Origin of the sequence: Colwellia sp. MB02u-6 (assembly GCF_014077095.1) — a bacterium.
Lineage (GTDB): Bacteria > Pseudomonadota > Gammaproteobacteria > Enterobacterales > Alteromonadaceae > Cognaticolwellia.
This window is the reverse complement of sequence record NZ_JACGVG010000028.1, coordinates 201781-223240: the sequence shown is the minus strand read 5'-3', so window position 1 is coordinate 223240 and position 21460 is coordinate 201781. Positions and strand designations below refer to the sequence as shown.

The 21460-nt window shown below is 35.7% G+C and carries 14 protein-coding genes and 1 pseudogene; 8 read left to right on the top strand and 7 right to left on the bottom strand.

The window, feature by feature from the left end; translation table 11 throughout:
- Positions 1-23: 23 nt before the first annotated feature.
- The 3 genes from H4J46_RS06330 to msrA all read right to left on the bottom strand — a co-directional run bounded on the left by H4J46_RS06330 (position 24) and on the right by msrA (position 4508).
- Complete coding sequence (locus tag H4J46_RS06330) at positions 24-917, bottom strand: DUF4097 family beta strand repeat-containing protein (RefSeq protein ID WP_182232688.1); 894 nt, start codon at positions 915-917, stop codon at positions 24-26.
- A 452-nt stretch (positions 918-1369) separates the two neighbouring features.
- A complete protein-coding gene (locus H4J46_RS06325; protein WP_182232687.1) occupies positions 1370-3328 on the bottom strand; it encodes a methyl-accepting chemotaxis protein in 1959 nt (652 codons plus the stop codon).
- 586 nt (positions 3329-3914) lie between these two features.
- Positions 3915-4508, bottom strand: coding sequence for a peptide-methionine (S)-S-oxide reductase MsrA (msrA, locus tag H4J46_RS06320; RefSeq protein ID WP_182232686.1), 594 nt, complete (start codon positions 4506-4508; stop codon positions 3915-3917).
- A 445-nt stretch (positions 4509-4953) separates the two neighbouring features.
- Here msrA and H4J46_RS06315 point away from each other — a divergent pair, with 445 nt between their 5' ends.
- The 4 genes from H4J46_RS06315 (at position 4954) to H4J46_RS06300 (ending at position 9027) form a co-directional block, all read left to right on the top strand.
- A complete protein-coding gene (locus H4J46_RS06315) occupies positions 4954-5244 on the top strand; it encodes a YkgJ family cysteine cluster protein (RefSeq protein WP_182232685.1) in 291 nt (96 codons plus the stop codon).
- Positions 5245-5623: 379 nt separating this feature from the next.
- A complete protein-coding gene (locus H4J46_RS06310; protein ID WP_182232684.1) occupies positions 5624-6163 on the top strand; it encodes an isochorismatase family protein in 540 nt (179 codons plus the stop codon).
- Positions 6164-6580: 417 nt separating this feature from the next.
- Positions 6581-7852, top strand: a complete 1272-nt coding sequence (locus tag H4J46_RS06305; RefSeq protein ID WP_182232683.1) for an O-acetylhomoserine aminocarboxypropyltransferase/cysteine synthase family protein — start codon at positions 6581-6583, stop codon at positions 7850-7852.
- An 800-nt stretch (positions 7853-8652) separates the two neighbouring features.
- Positions 8653-9027, top strand: a complete 375-nt coding sequence (locus H4J46_RS06300) for a hypothetical protein (protein WP_182232682.1) — start codon at positions 8653-8655, stop codon at positions 9025-9027.
- A 179-nt stretch (positions 9028-9206) separates the two neighbouring features.
- Here the strand turns inward: H4J46_RS06300 and H4J46_RS17660 are convergent.
- A pseudogene (locus H4J46_RS17660) lies at positions 9207-9398 on the bottom strand (IS3 family transposase); the annotation flags it as partial.
- A gap of 74 nt (positions 9399-9472) precedes the next feature.
- The gene (locus tag H4J46_RS06295) at positions 9473-9682 is read right to left on the bottom strand and encodes an FGGY family carbohydrate kinase (RefSeq protein ID WP_182232681.1); all 210 of its coding nucleotides are present in this window, start codon (positions 9680-9682) and stop codon (positions 9473-9475) included.
- 253 nt (positions 9683-9935) lie between these two features.
- On the opposite strand from H4J46_RS06295, the gene H4J46_RS06290 reads away from it, so the two are divergent.
- The 3 genes from H4J46_RS06290 to H4J46_RS06280 all read left to right on the top strand — a co-directional run bounded on the left by H4J46_RS06290 (position 9936) and on the right by H4J46_RS06280 (position 13765).
- A complete protein-coding gene (locus H4J46_RS06290; protein WP_182232680.1) occupies positions 9936-10694 on the top strand; it encodes a DeoR/GlpR family transcriptional regulator in 759 nt (252 codons plus the stop codon).
- A 638-nt stretch (positions 10695-11332) separates the two neighbouring features.
- Positions 11333-12871: a glycerol-3-phosphate dehydrogenase gene (glpD, locus tag H4J46_RS06285; protein ID WP_182232679.1), complete on the top strand. Its 1539-nt coding sequence runs from the start codon at positions 11333-11335 to the stop codon at positions 12869-12871.
- Positions 12872-13294: 423 nt separating this feature from the next.
- Positions 13295-13765, top strand: coding sequence for a low molecular weight protein-tyrosine-phosphatase (locus H4J46_RS06280; protein ID WP_182232678.1), 471 nt, complete (start codon positions 13295-13297; stop codon positions 13763-13765).
- 513 nt (positions 13766-14278) lie between these two features.
- On the opposite strand, the gene rne is transcribed toward H4J46_RS06280, so the two are convergent.
- Complete coding sequence (gene rne, locus H4J46_RS06275; RefSeq protein ID WP_182232677.1) at positions 14279-17551, bottom strand: ribonuclease E; 3273 nt, start codon at positions 17549-17551, stop codon at positions 14279-14281.
- Positions 17552-18228: 677 nt separating this feature from the next.
- Here rne and rluC point away from each other — a divergent pair.
- A complete protein-coding gene (gene rluC, locus H4J46_RS06270; protein ID WP_404851708.1) occupies positions 18229-19188 on the top strand; it encodes a 23S rRNA pseudouridine(955/2504/2580) synthase RluC in 960 nt (319 codons plus the stop codon).
- A 795-nt stretch (positions 19189-19983) separates the two neighbouring features.
- Here the strand turns inward: rluC and H4J46_RS06265 are convergent.
- Complete coding sequence (locus H4J46_RS06265; protein WP_182232675.1) at positions 19984-20202, bottom strand: hypothetical protein; 219 nt, start codon at positions 20200-20202, stop codon at positions 19984-19986.
- Between the last annotated feature and the right edge of the window lie 1258 nt (positions 20203-21460).

Sequence of the window (21460 nt, the reverse complement as noted above, 5' to 3'; positions counted from 1 at the left end):
CCCAGCTCTCATTAAGTATTAACTTATTCATTAATAATTTTTTCTATGGAGACTAAGCCATTAATAGTATTCATACTTAGTTTTCCAGAACCATCACCAGAAACAAAGCTAAGAGTTTTCTTATGTAAATTAACATCTAGGGGGAAATCATCAGTAAGTTGATTACTAATCTCACCACCAAATTGACTAACCACCTCACACTCTGCATTTAGCGCGCCCTTTACCTTATAAAAGATATCACCACTGACACTAAAGAGTTTTAGCTCTGCTTGGTTTTTAACAGGGCCGCTGATTTGAGTATCACCTGATATATTTTTGATCATTAATTTATCAGTGCCACTAACCTCTGCTGTGATGTCGCCTGACATAGATTTAAGAAATGCTTGTTTATAATTACCTGAAAAATTCACCATACCGCTTACAGACTCTAGTTTAGTAAAGCCTGAAGACCCAACGAGTGTCACATCACCGCTGACCGAAGACAGCTTGATTTTTCCGTGTGAACTTTTCACTATTAAGTCACCACTAATGGATTTTCCTTCAATATGGTTATTAAGTTTGGTAATACTAAAGAGAGTATCAATTCCTTTAAAGTGTAATTGTAATTGTTTTGGCATAAATATATTGAGTACACTAGAATCGCCCCAATACTGTTGCCCTTGTGTATCAATTTTGATCAAGGTTTTATCATTTTTAGTATTAAATACTAACTGCTTAGTTGTATCATCTAGTTCACCTTGAATCATAACCACCTGCTTCTCCCATCCTTGTATTTTGACAAGCCCTCTAGGTATTTCAACAAAAACTATACCTGTAGTGTCAACTAATAATGACTGATTAACTTTCTCTCCTGCTAAGCAAACACCCGAAAAGGTAATAATCAGAATTAAGCTAAATTTACTAAAAATTTGATTCAAAAAGTGAGACCTCGTGTAATGCCAGATAAGTTTATCAATTGTAGGCTATAAAATAGTATAGATAAGTTTTACAAAATGATGATTATTAAATCGTTAGACTATGTTTCAGGCTAAAATCATTGAGACAGAATAAATATGTCATAACGCAGGCTTTTATTAGGCTCACTTTGAGCAGTGATCCTTCCATTTAGGGTAGAGGTAACTAAGTTATAAATTAGATGAGTGCCGAATCGGCTAACACCGCTGCCTATTTTTGCCATTCAATATTCGTAGCCAACACAGGCTATTCCACTTAACAAATATAGTAAATTGATAGATTCATGGATTGGTCGGACTCTAAGCCTTACAAGCAGGGTAAATAACAGTAGGCTATACCCTGTAACAAAATCTGTTACAGGGTCGTATAAATAGTTAAGATGTACTGGTTCGTTATTTAATACCAATATTAGGTGTTAATGATTGACTTTAAAGCGGCCAACTAAGTTTGTTAAATCTTTGGATAAAACAAGTAAGTCATTCGACCCATCAGCCAATATATCAGCAGTATTAACAATACCTTTTGCCGATTGATTAATGCGACTAATATCGTCATTGATAAAGTCCGATGAACTGCACTGTTGATCTGCGGCTTGAGTAATACGTGAAATATTTTCCTTCATTTGTCCAACCAAAGAACTGATTTCGTTAAATGATTGATTTGCTTGTTCAATTTTTTCGATAGTCTGTTTCGATTGTTCGACATTTACGCCCATTTGTTGAGAAACAACACGTGTTTTATCTAGCAAGTTCATCAATACAGCATCAATTTCTTCGGTAGCGCCTCGTGAGCGTTGCGCTAATGTTCTCACTTCATCTGCGACCACAGCAAAACCTCGCCCCTGCTCACCAGCTCTTGCCGCTTCAATAGCCGCATTAAGTGCTAACAGATTAGTTTGTTCAGCAATGCTTCTGATAACATCCAATATTTTAGTAATATTCTCACTTTCCAGTTCAAGTGACTTCATCGATTGAGATGATTCACTTAACGATTTATTTAACGAACTCACTTCACTTACCGTGACAGAAATTAACGAAATTCCCTTTTTTGAGTACTCTTCAGTTTTCATAATAGTCGTTGAACTTTCTTGACAGTCTTGTGAGGTTTGATGTGCGATATCTGTCATTGTTGCGATAAGGTTATTCACATTATCTATTGATTGTTCTTGTTTATGGCTGACTGCTTTTACATCGGCGATTTGTATACCTGATTCATTAGCCGCCACATTTAATGTTGATGCACAGGTTTTAATATCAACAACAAGTTTATGAATCGAGTCTAAAAATTGATTAAACCATTGAGCCAATTCACTGACTTCGTCTTGACCAATAATCTCTAGTCGCTTAGTTAAATTGCCATCACCTTGTGCAATATCACGCAAGCCTTCAGCCACACGGTTAATGGGTTGAACAATACGATTGGCTAACCAAAATCCCATGGCAATAAATAATGTCACCATGATTAAGGCAATCACGGTAATGGTCTGACTCATACTATATGCAGGCGCTAAAATTTCATCGCTATGGATAACGCCAACAAAACGCCACTTTAATTCTTTTGAATAATAACTGGCAACATCAACATCTTCACCTAAATGCTCGGTAGAAAAATGATCTTGATTTGGACTATTTTGTAATATGGAAAATAACGATGATGAAAGATCTTTAATATTTTTGAAGTTATTCTCTGGTGTTTTGGCATCAGCTAATACGGTTCCTGACTCATCAATAAGAATGAGATAGCCGCTTTTACCTAATTTTGTATTACTCAATATATCCGTTAATGTTGAAAGGGTAACATCTAGACCTTGTACGCCTATGATGTCTCCTTGCTTATTTTTGACGACTAACGCAGAAGTGACGACAGCTTTTCCTATGACATCTTGATATGCCTCAGTAATAATTGGAGTATTGGGAGAGGTTAGTGCCTGTTTATACCAAGGACGTTGCCTTGGATCATAACCTCCAAGCACTTCTAATGGATATTGAACAAAACCACCTTCTTTGGTGCCTGTGTATACGTAAAGTAAATCAGGGTGTGATGAACCGAAATCTTCATATAGCTTATATAAATTTAACTCTTCCAGAGAATCATTTTTTGGCTCCATCATATGATCAGAGTCAATATAAGTATGAGTATTATCAGGAAGTTGGGCTGTCAACTCATTTTTAGCTAAAAATTTTACGTTAGCTTTGATTTGTTGAAAGAACAGTTGGAAGCCGTTGTCTACTTGTCTTAATTCATCCTGCGTGCGTTCCACAAAGCTGGTTGAAGATTTAGAAATCGTCATTGATATACTGACAATCGCAATAGCAATGATTGGCAAAATAACCGTAGCGGCAAAGCTCAACGTTAGTTTAGAGCGAATATTCATAAAAAATCATTAAATAATCGTAAATGTAACCGTAATATAACTGAGAGTGACGCTAAGGCCAAGACCCTTTTTTACAGGAGTTTATTTATATCGATTCAATAGCTTAAATTCATGGTTAGTAATTAAGTGGCGATCGGTTTTTTAAATTTCACTCATTCCAGCTCAGAGCCTTCAATGCAGTTGGCGAGCCAAGTTTTTCCATACAAGCTACTCAATAATGACAAATAATAGTTGGTGATTTTCGTGCTTCAACATATTAGTAAGCAACTTTGAGATCCTTAGTGGGGTATCAGTAAAATATCGATATTAAACAGAGGGTTATGAAAATAAAAAACTGTTTTCTGTTTGTATTTCACTCAATATTTTAGCCAACTATTTTATTGATATTTAACAAAGTGTTCTATATTCAGGCTGACTTGGAAATAGGACGCTACTATGAATGAATTAGATTGGAAAGTATTCACTGAGCTCAAGCATAAGGCAACTGAAAATAACTCGTAAATGTTATTCATGTCTGTCGAAGCTAAGCCTTTGCCGTGCTGTAAGTAATACATCTATTACTTTAAAATCAGCAAGACCATATTTATTAATCATGAGTAGCTCTATCACCCCAAATCTCTTTTAAACGTTGATCTCGGCCACAGCTCCAACGATAAGCGTTATATCGTATTGGGCTATTTTTATAAAAATCTTGATGGTAGCTTTCATTACCTTTAATAGGATAAAAAGTACTAGTGGTGAATATAGGCGTAACTACGGTTTTATTAGGAAACTCTGCTATTATTGCTTTTTTTGATTGTTCAGCTAATGTTTGTTCTTGCTCGTTAGTAACAAAAATGGCGCTTAGGTAGCTTGGCCCTTTATCACAAAACTGACCTATTGCATCAAAAGGGTCAATATTTACCCAATAATGATCTAATATATTTTGGTAACTCAGTTTTTCTGGGTCGTAAGTGATTTCTACTGCTTCATAATGGCCTCGATGATCACCTTGATAAGTTGGGTTTTTTATCTTACCGCCAGTAAAGCCTGAGACAACATCTGTAACGCCGGGTAATTTTTCAAAATCAGCTTCCATACACCAGAAACAACCACCCGCTAAAATTGCTTTATCTGCGTTGGCTAATGATGCATAAAAAAGCACCGATATTGATAAAACTAATCCTAATATTTTTTGCATAAAAACCTCGTATCGATGTGGTGAATGAATAAATAGTGATGTAGATACAACTGAAGACCGACTATTAATAAAAATTATTTCACTTATGGATAAATTCAACAGGTTTAATAGTGATGAACTTTGAAGTAAAGGTTGTCAACACCTTGAATATTTTTAGTATTTATCTTCCCCTAGAGCTTCATCGCTATCATGAGAGGTTTTCAGTACAGCAGTAGATAAATTAACTAGTAAGCACCAACAAGCCGGGATTCAATCTTGGCGTATGTTGTACAGGTTTTAGTGGTGAGTACTGTGTGTTTTAACCACTCAAACATAAAAATATAATGGGCTATTCTCACTAAACCCTATACTTTAGCTAACTATTATTTGAGCCTTGATATTATTAGCTCGAGAACCCTATCACTATAGCGTATCCTGTTGGCTGTTGAGTTTATTATTGTTGTTTATGAATATTAAAGTAAAGAATTTGCCGGTGTCTGAAATCTTATGTTCAAACTGTCAGGCATGTTGTTGTAGTTTAGAAGTTAGAATTATTTCAGATACTGGTGTGCCATATCAGCATATATATGTTGATGCGTATGGGAATGAATCAATGCGGCGCTTAGATGATGGTAAATGTTCAGCCCTTAATCGAGACACATTAATGTGTTCAATCTATGAAAACAGACCATGGGTTTGTCGTGAATTTGAGATGGGCTCATATGAATGTATTGATGAAAGAAATGAGAAGCTGTAGTATTTATTAATATCAGAAGAGTTAACCTTTCACGCCAAGTAGACTTTTTTAAAAGGACAAAATATCGCTTTTGGCCTTCTTTCCTTATTACCTTAGCGAGTTAAAAACATTATTATTAACCTTAACAAGATCTATGTTGAATGCTTTATCTAAAAAGTTGATTCTAAAAAAGTTGATTTTCAGCCTCCTTTTGTTAGTTTTAAATGGTGTTGTTTATAACTTTATGAATGGGTTAGCGGTTCACTCTACGCCTATTCTGTCTCGCTAACTGTTGATTTTAATTCGATATTAATAACACGAGTATTATGCTTAATAGTTGTTAATCATAATATTTTTTTAAATTATTAGTGCGATAAGGTTTCAGTTTGAGGTAGGGCGTATGTTAAAAAAAGAGAGTACAGGGCTTATTGTTACTGATGTTCAGGGTAAACTTGCCCATATGGTTTATGATAGTGAAGTGCTAATTTCTAATTGTGGCAAGCTGATTAAAGGTGCACAGGCACTTGGTTTACCCATTATTTGGCTCGAACAAAATCCAGCAAAACTTGGTGCTACAGTTACTGAACTTAGCGCTTTATTAGCCGAGCAAACGCCAACACTTAAGTTTACTTTTGATGCTTGTGAAACGCCTTTGTTTATCGAGCAAGTTAAAGTAGCTAATATTGAACACTGGCTTATTTGTGGCATTGAAGCCCATATTTGTGTCTATCAAACAGCGCTACACTTGCAACAGTTGGGCTACAAAGTGCAACTTGTCAGTGATTGTGTGTCTTCACGTGCACTAGCTAATAAACACTTAGCAATAAATAAACTCAATAATCGAGGTATAGATATTTCAGGCTTAGAAATGTGCTTATATGAACTTGTTAAAGATTGTCGTGCTGATGAATTTAAAGAGATTTTAGCTTTAATTAGATGAGTGAATTTAGACTAGTAATAACTTGTTGGTGCTATTAAAACACTTATAAAATCAAGATGAAAAGTAATGGTTAGTTCTACTAAATTACTTTTCATTATTACAGCAGGTTAATCCTGAGTATTAGCGCAAGATAATAGCATTTATAACTGGCTTATAACTTTACTGCTTTTAAGTAACACAGTAAGAAGAATCCTTAATGTGTTACTCCTGCTAGTCTGCGTTAGTAGATAACTTTATAAGATAAAAAACTACAATGTTGCTAACTTATTTTGTAGCTATACAGCAACGATTACTTTAAATTATTTAAGGTAATCAATAAAATATACTATTTAAATAGTTATTATCTAAGTTGATTCAGGCCATACTAAGTTATTAATTTAATTAGTATAAAATATTACTTCGTAGGAAATAATTAGCATGAAACTAGAATCTATTGCCTTACATGAAGGCTATAAATCAGAAGCAACAACTAAGTCTGCCGCGGTGCCTATTTATCAAACAACTTCTTATACTTTTGATAATACTCAGCATGGAGCCGATCTATTTGACTTAAAAGTGCCTGGCAATATTTATACCCGCATTATGAATCCAACCACCGATGTGCTGGAAAAACGTATTGCTGCAATGGAAGGAGGGATTGGCGCTTTATGTGTTGCTTCTGGCATGGCGGCTATTACTTACGCGATTCAATGCCTTTGTGAAGTGGGCGATAATATCGTTAGCACAAGTGAGTTGTATGGCGGTACATACAACTTTTTTGCTCATTCGTTGCCCAGACAAGGTGTTGAGGCTAGGATGATTTCACATGACGATTTTGCAGCCTTTGACAAAGCCATCGACGAAAAAACTAAAGCTGTATTTTGTGAATCTATCGGTAATCCGGCAGGCAATATAGTTGATATTATTCGTTTGGCAGAAATAGCACACAAACACGGTGTGCCATTGATTGTTGATAACACCGTTGCTACGCCCTATTTATGTAGACCTTTTGAGTTAGGTGCTGATATTGTTGTACATTCACTGACTAAATATATTGCTGGTCATGGTACTTCGATTGGTGGTGTGATTGTCGATTCAGGAAAATTTGATTGGGTGGCAAACAAAGCGCGTTTCCTGGTCATGAATGAACCTGATCCTTCGTATCATAACGTTGTTTACACCGAAGCTATGGGTGTTGCTGCGTATATTGGCCGTTGTCGCGTCGTGCCATTAAGAAATACTGGCGCGGCGTTATCACCAATGAATGCTTTTCAAATTTTACAAGGACTTGAAACTCTTGGTTTGCGTATGGACCGTCATTGCAAAAATGCTGAAAAACTTGCCACCTACCTGCAACAACATAAAAAAGTTAAATGGGTCAACTATGCGGCATTGTCTGATAGTCCTTACTTTAATAGCTGTAAAAAAATTACCAATGGTAAAGCCTCAGGTATTTTGAGTTTTGGGGTTGAAGGGGGGATTGAAGCCTGCGCACGTTTTATTGACGCACTTGAAATGATTTTACGACTAGTCAATATTGGTGATGCAAAATCATTGGCTTGTCATCCAGCGTCAACCACGCACCGACAGTTGAATGAGCAAGAATTAGCCTCAGCCGGTGTTAGTGCTGATTTGATCCGAATTTCTGTTGGTATTGAACATATCGACGATATTATTGCTGATGTTAGTCAAGCGTTAGAAAAGGCATAAAAAATCTTACTTGCCCTTAAAAGAGGGCATTATTGTGTTTTTGATGCACGTGTTTAACATATGATGGCTTTGAAAATGCTGATTGTTGCTTGATCAACGCTGTGATAAAAATCAATAAGTCATTTAGCTTTATAGTTAACCTATTAAAATAAAAAACCAGCTTTTAAAACTAGGACCTTATCGATTTCCCTTACCTTTACTTTAGCTAATATTTTGAATTATTATGCTTTTATAATAAGCTCAGATTTACATTTTTTAAAGCGAACTAGTTAAAAATATGGTCTACTTTGACAACATGCGGTGAGTTATTTTTACTCATCTATATTTTACTCAGTTATAAAGCCTCTTGAATAGGTCTTAGTAAAAGGAGAATTGTCTTGAATATCAATATAACATTTGTGGGTGAATTAATATTTTACTCAATGCTTATCGTAGGTGGTTTAAGTTATTACTTAGGTAAACGTAAAACCTCGAATCCTAAGATAGCGACATTCATAGGTGTAGCTTTGTGTATTACCCCGCCCCTGAACTTAGTGTACTTAATTGTTTTAATGCTAAAAAACGACATAGTCGTCAATATAAATCTTAAGAATAGTACATAATGTCAAAATTTTAGAGCAGGCTACTAATAACAGCCAGTTAACTTTTTAGTTCTTTAATGGGTAAGTTCAACGCACGTTATATTGTGTTTCTGCCGCTTTTATTTTGATGGAATTTAGGTTTTTTTTATCAATTAGGTGATTAATTTCAGTTATTAATAGCGCCATTAATAACGTTATTAAGTGTAATAGGGAAATAACATGAAACTGACTTTTATTGTTACTGTTTTAGCGATTGCGGGTTGCTCTTCAGTGCGACTAAATTCTAATGCTGATACTTACCTCGTCAATAAAATAGAAAATCATATTGGTAAAAATACGGTTAAAAGGTATACCTACAATCAAGTATGGAAATTAGGCGCACCGCAGGTCGGCTACGTTGAGTCTGACTATTGCCAACTAGACTTTAGGGATCACAAGATTGACCAAAATACATTAATTTCATCATTAGAGATTAAAACGCAAAAATTGGGTGGTAATGCTTTAGTGTTTGATTCGTGCTTAATCAATAGGAACATTGCTAGCTGTCATATTTATACAAAATGTAAGGGGATGGCGTACAGTATTTCTTATTAATTCATCACGATAAAAATCTATGGCAATAAAAGTTACCATGTTTGTTATTATACCTTTCATTATGCCGGTGCAGTTCGCACCCCCTGCTGGTAAGTTTAGTTTTGGCCCGTTAAGTTGGCGACATAAGTGCTAATCTTTCGTTAAGCCTTGATGTGGTCAATTAAATTCAGTTAACCTAGTTAAGCAACCATTTCTAATTTTCTATCCACTGATTCAAAATCGCTAGGACTTTGATAATTCAGATACGAATGAAGTTGGTGGCTGTTGCATCACATGGTTATGTAGTTTAGTACATAACCATGTGCCGCATAACGTGTTTCATAATTACGCTAATGAACTTGCTCTTGTTTTAAGTTTCTAGCAACGGCATTACCCCTTAACTAGGTAGTTGAATCCATTGACCACGCCAGTGGTAATGCCAATCCCTTCAATAGTATCAGTACTATTATCCAATGACAGCAATAACATTTTTACCGGTACACTCTACTGTGCGCCAAATATCATCAGGGTCATGTTCAACTTTCAACTCAGCCATCATTGGAAAATGTTGTGAAAACTCCTCTTGAGTAGAATGTTTATTTCGGTCATCAAGGTTAAATAATATAGCCCGAGAGCCGTTAGTGCCTTGATCAATTGATAGAATATAGTTAGTCATGCAAAATTCAGTGACATTATTATTCGATGTTAAAAACTGTTAATTAATGTTCATTAATGTTCATTATTATTCGCGACATATCTTTTATCCATTATTTATAACAGGATGAATAATATTATCAGCTAAATTTATTTGCTAATGTCATTTCTCCTGTCAGAATAGTGGCTAATTCTCACGTTAACTTAAGTTTTGATTGAAATTAATATAGCTGCTTTAATCCAAACGAATCAAATAATCCAAAAGTATAAATTAAATGAACCAACAACAACGCCAAGCGTTAATTATTGAAAAGATTCAAGAACATGGTTTTGTAACCATTGACGAGCTGGTTGAACATTTTAAAGTAACACCACAAACAGTGCGTCGTGATCTTAATCAACTTGCTAAAGCACAAAAAATTTCACGTCATCATGGGGGGGCAGGTACTGAATCGAGTACGGTGAATACTGATTATCAAACACGAAAAATTACCGATCTTCACTCAAAAGAAAAAATTGCTGCTCAGTTGGTGCAAATGATTCCTAATGGCGCATCACTTTTTATTAATATTGGTACCACAATTGAAACTATTGCCCGAGCGTTACTAAATCATAAAGGTTTGCAGGTTGTAACCAACAACTTAAATGTTGCCTCAATACTTGGCGCTAAAGAAGACTTTACAGTAGTTATTGCCGGTGGCGAAGTTAGACACAGAGATGGTGGTGTTATGGGGGAGGCCACAGAAGACTTCATTAAAAAATTCCGTATGGATTTTGGTATTATTGGTATTAGTGGTATTGATTTAGATGGTTCATTATTAGATTTTGATTATAGAGAAGTCAGGGTAGCTCAAGCCATTATCGAGAATTCACGTCAAGTACTGTTAGCGGCTGATCAATCAAAATTTGGTCGCAACGCTATGGTACGTTTAGGTAACATTAGCCAAGTAGATCATTTTTTTACTGATGCGACACCACCGGATGAAATAAAACAAATTCTTGTCGACCATCAAGTGACTTTGCACTTAGTATAGTTTTACATTTAATTTATGCTATCTGAGATCATTAATTATGGTATGAAATTTTCCATTAAGTGTTGCCAAAGTAAGAAGAATTTTAACAAGGGTCTTTGTCAGTTGACCTGATAAATATTCAACAATTATTTTAATGATTAACTACTGAGGATATTTTTGCTGCAATTTCTTGAGTAATATCATTATTTAAGAAATTGTATTATTCAGTTAAAAGTCAACAGTTTTAAATCCAATAACCGTTACTTCACCGGTATTTTAACCCCTCACTTTTATATAGTTCAACGCAGCATTAGTCTTTAATGAGTATAATTTTATAGACAGATAGTGGTGAAATATATTAGGCCAACAAGAAAAACTTCATGAAATAAGCCACTATCTAGATAACAGCCTGTCTCTATTATTAATCTTTTGTTTTATAAAGCATATCGAAAAAACAGATGACCGACATTAGTTTCACTTCTTTTATCCAACTTATCAATATGAGTAATAATATTTGTTCGGTAATGTTCACTTATTGTTGATATTTTTTCTTTTTAAAGGTATTGTCGTCAAAACAACATTGTATTATCAGTGAATTTAGCAATAAGAAAGTTAGAATCGACATCAGATTCTTCCTTGCGGCGATTAAAGAGGACAATATGAAAGATCAAAGTGTTATTTATGACTTACTCGTTATTGGTGGTGGAATCAACGGAACAGGCATTGCTGCTGATGCGAGTGGCAGAGGTCTAAATGTTTTACTTTGTGAAATGAATGATCTTGCCTCATCAACCTCATCAAACAGTAGTAAACTTATTCATGGAGGGTTACGTTACCTTGAGCATTACGAGTTTCGTTTAGTTCGTGAAGCGCTTGCTGAGCGTGAAACCTTATTAAAAAATGCGCCTCATATTATATGGCCTCTACGTTTTCGTTTACCTCATCGCCGTCATCTACGCCCTTCATGGATGATCAGAATTGGTTTGTTTATGTATGACAACTTAGCTAAACGCACTACCCTGAAAGGCTCACATGGTATCAAGTTTGGCAAAAACAGCCCAGTTGTTGACAGCATAACTAAAGGTTTTGAATATTCTGACGCTTGGGTTGATGATGCCCGTATGGTGGTGCTTAACGCGATAGCTGCTAGAGATAAAGGCGCAAATATTATGACACGTACTCGTTGCTCTAATGCTAAGCGAGTAGATAATATTTGGGAAGTAACCCTTCATGACAATTTAACGGGACAACAACAAACGGTTAAAGCTAAAGCTTTAGTTAATGCGGCAGGTCCATGGGTGACTAGCTTTTTTGATGACGCATTGAAAACACCTTCTCCGAAAAAAATTCGTTTGATCAAAGGTAGCCATATCATTGTGCCGCGTATTCATAATGAACCTCAGGCATATATTTTACAGAACGAAGATAAGCGCATCGTTTTTGTTATTCCTTATGAAGATGACTTTTCTTTAGTCGGTACGACAGATATAGAGCATATTGGCGATCCAGCAACAGCTTGTATCTCGAAAGAAGAGAGTGATTACTTAGTGTCGATAGTTAATGCTCATTTCAAGCATCAAATAACCACTGAAGATATCGTTGCCACCTATTCAGGCGTAAGGCCTTTACTTGATGATGAATCAGATTCAGCAGCCGAGGTAACACGTGACTATACTTTTGAAGTAGATGCCCCTGACGGTAAAGCACCATTATTATCAGTATTCGGTGGCAAGATCACAACTTATCGTAAATTATCTGAAGCGGCAGTTGATGGCATTATTAGTCATTTTCCTAAAGCGGGTAAAAGTTGGACAGCCGATGTTGCACTTCCTGGAGGTAATTTTGACACTCAACACAACTTACAAACTAGCCTACAACGTCAATATAATTGGCTACCGCAAAAAATAATTAATCGTTATGTTCGCTCATATGGCACCTTGAGTCATGAAATTTGTGCTGGTATTAGCTCAATCGATGAAATGGGCCAAAACTTTGGTGCAGGCCTTTATCAACGAGAGGTAGAGTATTTAATAGCACAAGAGTGGGCCGTTGACCTTGAAGATATTATCTGGCGACGCAGCAAATTAGGTCTGCACTTAACCCAAGTAGAAAAAGAGACATTAGCAAGTTTTCTTGTAGCTTCTACTGACAGCTTAAAAGCCTCGTCAAAGCAAAATTCCCTATTAGAAAAAGTATAGCCATTTTACCTCTTATCTAAAAAGATACCACTGACTTTGGCTGTTTCAGCAAGCCAAGGTCAGTAATAAAATTAAAATTCACAGCAGAGATTCATATTGATTATTTAGCTGTTTCATTTGTTTATAGCCCAGATGATTTATATCAGGCTCGTTAATTTTAGTGATAAGACAGCATCATTAGATGATGCCGATAAGAAACTGGAAAATGACCTTGAACCGATTTATGTCTGTACTTGAAGACGACTCAAAGCATATTAGTTAAAATAGGTAGTTACACAAAATCTGTTATAGGTTCTTTACCTTCATATAAAAATAGCTCAAGATAGTTCTATAAAACCCACTAAAACAAAAGCCATTGATTTTAATGCCATTAAAAACGCTATAAATCATATGTTAAATACATAAAAATTGGTAATTAAACTTATGAACTATAAAGAAATAAATAGTATTTTATTTGTCTGCATGGGCAACATTTGTCGTTCGCCAAGTGCAGAAGCGGTTTTTCGTCAGAAATCACAAGCGCTCTCATTAATAATAGATTCAGCTGGGATTGTTGGTTCTCATACTCGTGAAAAACCGGATCACCGAGCACAAAAAGCGGGTATTGCACGAGGATATTCATTTGATAAAATTAAGGCGCGTAAAGTTACTGAACAAGACTTTGACAATTTTGATTTGATATTAGCAATGGATAATAAAAACGTTCAAGATTTAATGAAAGTTGCGCCTGAAGGTCTACAGTATAAAGTACAGTTATTTTTAGATTATGCGGAAAAGTTTGAGGATCAAGAGGTACCAGATCCTTACTACGGTGGTGCTAAAGGCTTCCAGTTTGTTTTAGATTTAGTAGAAGATGCCAGTGACGGCCTAATTAAACGACTGATAAGTGCATAAACTCCTTTTAAGCTGAACTTGAATAATGTTTAAGTATTAATAGCTGTGTTATGTCCATGTCATTAAAGTATTGCCCACTTGTACTGGTTAAAATACACCACGGCAGCGGTGCTCTCAATTACAATAGCCAGCTATTTCTTTTGCCCTGATTTATTTTCACTTCGTACAACAAGATCTCAAATTTAATGATATTGGCATTAAGTAATTTGAAGACAAATAACTAGTGATAGCTAACTAGTACCAATCTTATTAATTATCTGATCATTTTTACTGGTTAAAATAACACTCTACTGCGTTATTTATTTAATAATTAGAACAACTAGTTATTAAAATAAATGTCTTATATTTGGCCATTTTTCATGCGTATAAAGTAGACCACCATAATTAATGGAATTGGTATAAATAGAGAAAAACCAAAAAGAAAAATACAGAAATTAAAAAGCCAATTGCGTAATGCAATTGGCTTTTGTTTTTTAGCCCTTCAGATATTTATCCTGAAGATTAGGGGGTGACTTAACTAAGTGTTGGTTTAGTTGGACCCGCTGAATTCCGGCTAGTAACATTAGAGAAAAGTGCAGATTTTCCTGACTTAATATGCAGTGTTCTCTGTTCATTCGCTACAAAGTCACTAGGAATAGTACCATCACTAACAACAGTTTCTGGCTTAGTCATTGGCGCCGATGCTTTACCTGATGTTTTACTTGCTGCCGCTTTAACTTTACGTTTAATGTTTTTTACTTTAGCACGTACTTTCTTAGGTTTTTCATCAAGGGTTACTGCCTTACCTTCAGTAGAGGCTGTAATAGTATCTTCAACAGTTGCTACAACAGTATTTACAATTGCTGGCGTTTCTAATTCAGTTGTCGCAACTTTAGGCTCTGGTGCTATTGTTGCCGGTTGTTTGATAGAAACTTGTTCTTCTATCTTAGCCTCTATTACAGGTGCTTCAGTTTTTTGGCTGTTAACTTCTTCAGCAGTACCAGTATTTTCTACTTGTACTTCAGCGGTTGGTGTTACTTCATCAACGGGTGATGTCGCTGCTTCGTCCACTATATTTGCTGTTTGCTTTTTAACAGTTACATCAGCTTTAATAACGACTGTTTCAGGTTCTTCAAAAGGTAAGTTTTGTTGAACTTCACTTTCTGGAGCATTAATTACTTGTGATAATGCCTCTGCTTGTACCTTTTGAACTTGCTCAACACTCGGTACTGTCTCAGATACTTCAGCCGTAGCATTCGCGTCATTAACGTTACTAGTAGAATTAACAGAGTTTTGTTCTGGATAACGAGTCGTGACTGGATCTTCAGTAATTTCACTCTTAACATCGCTTACCTCTGCATTTTGTCTACGACGTTGGCCGTGGGCACGCATATGGCGAGGAGAACGTCGGCTTCTAGGGCGTTGCTCTTCTTTTACATTGTTAGTTACTTGTTCTACAGTAGTGTTATCAGCATTATCAATCGCATCTACTACTGTTGAGTTATCAACTTTACTAGTATCAACTTTATTAGTATCAACTTTACTAGCATCAACTTTATTAGTATCGACTTTACTAGCATCAACTTTATTAGTATCGACTTTAATAGTCTCAACTTTATTAGTGTCAACAGTATTGTGTTCAGGTGTTGTTTTTTGAACTAGGCTAACATCAGCTGCTATATTCTCAACATGCGTATTGTTTTTAACATCACTATTAATGCGCACTTTTTTGCGAATATTACGACGTTGACGACGCTCAGTTAGCTTGTCTTCTTTAGGTTTTTGTATGCGTTCTTTTTGAGGCTTAGCTGTTGTTGCAGGTGCCACAGGCGATGTAGGTGTCACATTGCTTTGATTATTTACATTATTATCACTAGCATCGTGAGATTTACGTTTGTCATTGCGAGAATCGTTGCGACTTTCGTTACGTGAGTCATTATTGCTTTCGTTACGACTTTCGTTACGACTTTCGTTACGCGAATCGTTACGATTATTGCGACGTTGACCTTGACGAGCTCTTTGAGGGCGACGTTCACTACTTTTAGTGTTGCTCTCTTGAGGTTTTTTCGGTTCAGGTTTAACTTCTTCTTTTTCCTCTGCCGCAAAAAGAGACTTAGCCCAAGAGACAATACCAGCAAGTAAGCTTTTTGTTTCAGCTTTCACTACTATAACAGGCTCAGCAGGCTCTTGCTTTTTCGGTGCTTGTTTAGGTGAAGACATACCTTGAAGTAGCGGTTCATCACGCTTGTTGACTTCTTTATCAAATTTTGGCATTACAGCTTCTTCAGATGCTGCCTTTCTAATCACTACATCGTAGCTGGCTTCTTCGATACCTTCGTCATTTCTTACTCGAATAACTTCATATTGTGGCGTAACCATATTCGGATTAGGGATAATAAGAATATTGACGCTGTGTTGTTTTTCAATATGAAATACTGAACGACGTTTTTCATTTAATAAATAGGTTGCAACAGGTACAGGAACTTGTGCTTGCACTTGTTGTGTATTGTCTTTAATGGCTTCTTCTTCCATTAAACGTAATATTGATAATGCCAATGACTCAACGCCACGAACATGACCAGTACCACTACAACGAGGACATACACTTTGGCTAATTTCACCAATAGAAGGACGTAAACGCTGACGTGACATTTCAAGCAAGCCAAAGCGTGATATGCGACCTAACTGAATGCGAGCTCTATCTTGTTTCACCGCATCACGCATCCTATTTTCAACTTCACGTTGATGGCGAACTGGGGTCATATCGATAAAATCAATAACCACTAAACCACCTAAGTCACGTAAGCGTAATTGGCGAGCAATTTCTTCAGCGGCTTCTAAGTTCGTATTGAATGCTGTTTCTTCGATATCACTGCCTTTAGTTGCTCGGGCGGAGTTAATATCAATTGAGGTCATTGCTTCAGTTGGGTCAATAACGATTGAACCACCAGAGGGTAAACGCACTTCGCGTTGAAAAGCTGTTTCTATTTGCGTTTCAATTTGATAGTGGGTAAATAAAGGCACGTCATTGCTGTAAAGCTTAACTTTACTCAAAAAGTCTGGACGCACAATTTCAATGTGTTTTTTAACACTTTCAAATGTTTTAGGGCGATCAATCAATACTTCGCCAATATCACGACGTAAATAATCGCGAATAGCACGTAAGATAACGTTAGTTTCTTGATGGATTAAAAACGGTGCAGGGCGGCTTGCGCCGGCTTCTGAAATAGCGTTCCAATGGTGTAATAGAACGTTTAGATCCCATTCAAGTTCTTCATATTCTTTACCAACACCTGCAGTACGAACAATTAAGCCCATGCCTTTAGGTAGAGTAAGCTTACTTAATGAGGTTTTTAAGTCTGTGCGCTCATCACCTTCAATGCGACGTGAAATACCGCCAGCACGAGGGTTGTTTGGCATCAGAACTAAATAGCTACCAGCAAGACTAATAAAAGTAGTTAACGCAGCGCCTTTTTGGCCACGTTCTTCTTTATCAATTTGCACAATAACTTCTTGGCCTTCACGCAATACTTCTTTGATGTTAGGACGGCCTTGAAAGCTGTAACCTTTAGGGAAGTATTCACGCGCGATTTCTTTCATAGGTAAGAAACCGTGACGATCAGCGCCGTAGTCGACAAACGCCGCTTCTAATGACGGTTCAATACGGGTGATTTTGGCTTTATAGATATTTGATTTTTTTTGTTCGTGACCAGGACTTTCGATATCTAAATCATAAAGTTGTTGACCATCGACAAGCGCTACACGCAATTCTTCTGACTGTGTAGCATTAATTAACATACGTTTCATAGTTTGTGTGACTCATTTTAGTCACAACACACCCTTGCTTAGAACACAAAGTAATCTATCGCTATGGTAACAGCAACTTGTCAGCCTCTCGGGTGTCAATCTTACTACGCCATATTACGTAGCAAGCTGTTAAAAATTCTGATTGTCTAATATAACTGAGGTGTTTGACACCGCAGTAAAATTGATTCTTTATGTGCTCAGCCTGTGTGCTGTGCGCAACAGAAAATTAAGTGCTTCGTTAATTTTAGTTCGATATTATTATCGTGTTTTCTAATAATTTAACGGTTGAAAATGTGACTTATTTTTTCTGTTTAATTACATAATTGCTTTAATTGCGCTGGACAATATGTTCATGCGTTATTTTTGACAAGTTACACGCGTCAAATTCGCAATAGGCCTTACTTTTTAATATCTCAACAATGACGTTTAATAAAATTGTTTCATACTAACGTGGCCGCATACTTGCCTCTTACGTCTCGCTTAAAGCATCCTTTTTACTTGTTACGGCTAATTCGTAGCGATAACCATCTTATTATCACACTTTATTTATGGGTAAGGCAATTAAATCCTCGTTTTAATTGCCTGTACTTAGAAAAAAATATGTTAAACTGCAAACAATTATGGTTCCTAGTAAAACAGATATGACAGATAGCCCAAAAGCGCTTAGCAAAATAGATATAACAGATAGCCCAAAACCTCAAGTGAGATTTTTCACTGTAGACAGTGAAGATGCGGGTCAGCGTATCGACAATTTTTTAATGAAAACATTAAAAGGTGTGCCAAAAAGTATGTTTTATCGCCTGTTACGAAAAGGCGAAATACGTGTCAATAAAAAGCGTACCAAGCCTGAGTACAAGTTAGTTGATGAAGACATTATTCGCGTTGCACCTATTCGTGTGTCGGAAAATACTAATACAGTGTCTACACAATTAAATGTTGTTGCTAATTTAGAGAAGCAAATCCTCTTTGAAGACGAGCGTTTAATTGTTATCAATAAACCTTCTGGTATGGCGGTGCATGGTGGTAGTGGATTAAGTTTTGGTTTAATTGAAGCACTGCGAGCTTTGCGACCAGATGCGCGAATGTTAGAACTAGTGCATCGACTAGACCGAGATACTTCCGGTTGTTTAGTTGTAGCAAAAAAACGTTCAGCATTACGGCACTTGCATGAACAACTTAGAAATAAAACCGTACAAAAGTATTACCACGCTTTGGTTAAAGGTCGTTGGTCGAGTAAATTAACCCGTGTTGCAGAAGGGTTAAAGAAAAATGACTTAAAATCTGGTGAACGTGTGGTGGTGGTAGACAATATTAATGGTAAAGAGTCAGAAACTCGTTTTAAAGTGATTCAACATTATAAAAATGCCACGCTTGTTAGAGCCTTTCCAGTCACGGGGCGAACTCATCAAATTCGTGTGCATTGTCAAACCAAAGGCCACTCGATTGCCTGTGATGCAAAATATGGTCATGAAGATTTCGATCACGAAATGAAAAACTTAGGTTTGAAACGTTTATTTCTCCATGCGGCGAGTATCGAATTCATTCACCCATTAAGTAATGAACGAATAAAAATTGAAGCTCCGTTAGAACCATCGCTAGAAAAATTGTTAAAGAAATTAACTAAAGCGGATGTTTAATAAAAAATACCAAGCTGTTGCGTGAAAGCTTAGTATGAATGTGCCACTTATTGCATAAATAAAAATAGAGTTGTTTAAACTTAAAACGAGCAACTTTTTATTTTGAGGGTGTAATGAATAATAGGTTCTAGCTTTATTTATGGCGAGCACAATAAAACCTTATTGATCTAATCTACCAAACAAGCTAAATGCCATTGCCAAAACATTGTGGGTAACTTTAAGAGTATTTAGCGGCTCGACCATACTTAAAGTCATCCTCATATTGCAAGAATATTGCGTTGAATATCTGTACGATGTTGATTAACTACCAGCTTATATTTAATGGTTAAAATGACAAGCTATAGGGTTATAAAGTAGCATCACTACTGACTAAACTTTATGCCTTATATTTAGCGATTTTTCTTGATGAAAAAAGTAGGACACTTAATGAGTCAAATTGCTATTAGTGATAAAGTACCCAAGGCATGAGTACTTATTTTCTTTGATCTCAAATCAGTTGTTAGTCTAATCCCTGACCTTGCCCAATAATAGGCCTCTGGCATTGTTCTATTGGCTTACATCCCTGTAAGCCAATAAAGTAGATTTTTTACATAGAGCGTGCTTTTTGATGCACAACATTATAAATCGAGCCACATGATTGTTTGACATTTAGGTCCATATTTATATGGAGTTTTCTTGCTATATCACTAGATGATATAATCCCTGGTATGTAATGATTTTTTTATCCAGCACTAGACAGTGATGAAGTTGATGATTTTCTAAAGTTGACACTAGATCTTTAACTGATGCATCTAATCATTCACGATAATCAAAAGCATGAAAATCTGACTTTGGAATCATTAAATCTTTAATTAACACATCTTCTCGACAAACCCCTTTAGATAGCTTTGCCACAATGTGCTGCTCAGACAATTCATTGGTGCTGATTAGGCCAATAAAGTTATTTTTTTCTGAGACCACAATGTTTATTCTAATGTGGGTTTTTAACATTAATTCTAATGCGGTCACAGCCATAGTATCGCCGCCAATCATGATAGCTTTATGAACTTTAAAATTAGTGAATATTTTTGCCGTAGGTGATTGTCAGTTAATTTCTTCAAACTGGTCTGTGAGAAGATATTATCGGTATCTTCTAAGTTAACTAAATATAATTTTTTCATACTTATCTCTGAATTTTTCTGCATTTGTTGCCAGTAATGTCGACCGGTCAATTCATATCTAAACAAATGTTTTTAACTATTGATTTAACCTCACATTAGAATAATAGATGGCAGTATAAATATTATTCTAATGATCAATAACTGGATTCTATTGGTTGTTATTGAATACTTTTTATTTTTCAACGTTAATAACCCGGTGCTTATCGAAACCAACTCGTTTGATTAAATAGAGACTGCTGAGCTAAAATTCACAGTTGTAAATTTTGAATGAAAAACCACGGCAAACACAATGCAGGAAAAATACATAGCTACAAAATTAGCTTTTAGGTATTTCATTTATCTCAAATTCAGGTTTTGGTATTAGCGAGATATTGCTCTGTTTAACTTATAGAAACTAGAGCACGACTCATCAATAAAATAAAACCTTAATGTTATGTTATAAGCGTATGGTGAGAAATAAAAGATGGAGGAGCTCTAGAGTGAAAGTTATGAAAATAATACTGTAGAATGAAGGGACTAAAATAACTTAAATTAATATAGTTATAATTTTGAAACTGAATAATGGATTGATATAACAATGAAGGGTCATCAAAATCTAGATTGCCAGCCTGTTCAATTTCAGCAATATTCGATTTTGTTTAAATCACCTAAAGCGGTTAAGTCTATTTCATTTGCTTAAACAGCAGGTAACAACATGCTTATAATGAAAAGAAATTTAAACATCGCTTAAACAGAGTCTAGATAAATTATAGTTATGCTTAAGTGATGATAGCGATAATTCAAATATAAAAAATATAAAAATAGCTCATTAGTTATTATAAGTTAATCGATCAACTAGCAAAATTTAAGCCTAGGTGTGATTCATACTGTTATAAATAACGCACGGTAATACCCAGTTAATCGATTATCTGCTAATTTTTCATTGTTAAAAATGAAAAATTATAGGGTTACAAAGTAGCATAACTAATGACTAAACTTTTTGCCCTATATTTAGTCATTTGCTTGATGAAAGAAGTAGAACACTTAATGAGTTAAACGGGTATAAAACAATTCGTAAATGAAAACTAAAGTCGTAGATGGAAACTAAAAGAGATACACGCCATGTTGATCAA

What these genes read in the sequence shown, in the direction of transcription:
- H4J46_RS06325 (WP_182232687.1), bottom strand. Translation starts at nt 3,328, where the DNA reads ATGAATATTCGCTCTAAACTAACGTTGAGCTTTGCCGCTACGGTTATT.
- msrA (WP_182232686.1), bottom strand. Translation starts at nt 4,508, where the DNA reads ATGCAAAAAATATTAGGATTAGTTTTATCAATATCGGTGCTTTTTTAT.
- H4J46_RS06315 (WP_182232685.1), top strand. Translation starts at nt 4,954, where the DNA reads ATGAATATTAAAGTAAAGAATTTGCCGGTGTCTGAAATCTTATGTTCA.
- H4J46_RS06310 (WP_182232684.1), top strand. Translation starts at nt 5,624, where the DNA reads ATGTTAAAAAAAGAGAGTACAGGGCTTATTGTTACTGATGTTCAGGGT.
- H4J46_RS06305 (WP_182232683.1), top strand. Translation starts at nt 6,581, where the DNA reads ATGAAACTAGAATCTATTGCCTTACATGAAGGCTATAAATCAGAAGCA.
- H4J46_RS06300 (WP_182232682.1), top strand. Translation starts at nt 8,653, where the DNA reads ATGAAACTGACTTTTATTGTTACTGTTTTAGCGATTGCGGGTTGCTCT.
- H4J46_RS06295 (WP_182232681.1), bottom strand. Translation starts at nt 9,682, where the DNA reads ATGACTAACTATATTCTATCAATTGATCAAGGCACTAACGGCTCTCGG.
- H4J46_RS06290 (WP_182232680.1), top strand. Translation starts at nt 9,936, where the DNA reads ATGAACCAACAACAACGCCAAGCGTTAATTATTGAAAAGATTCAAGAA.
- glpD (WP_182232679.1), top strand. Translation starts at nt 11,333, where the DNA reads ATGAAAGATCAAAGTGTTATTTATGACTTACTCGTTATTGGTGGTGGA.
- H4J46_RS06280 (WP_182232678.1), top strand. Translation starts at nt 13,295, where the DNA reads ATGAACTATAAAGAAATAAATAGTATTTTATTTGTCTGCATGGGCAAC.
- rne (WP_182232677.1), bottom strand. Translation starts at nt 17,551, where the DNA reads ATGAAACGTATGTTAATTAATGCTACACAGTCAGAAGAATTGCGTGTA.
- H4J46_RS06265 (WP_182232675.1), bottom strand. Translation starts at nt 20,202, where the DNA reads ATGGCTGTGACCGCATTAGAATTAATGTTAAAAACCCACATTAGAATA.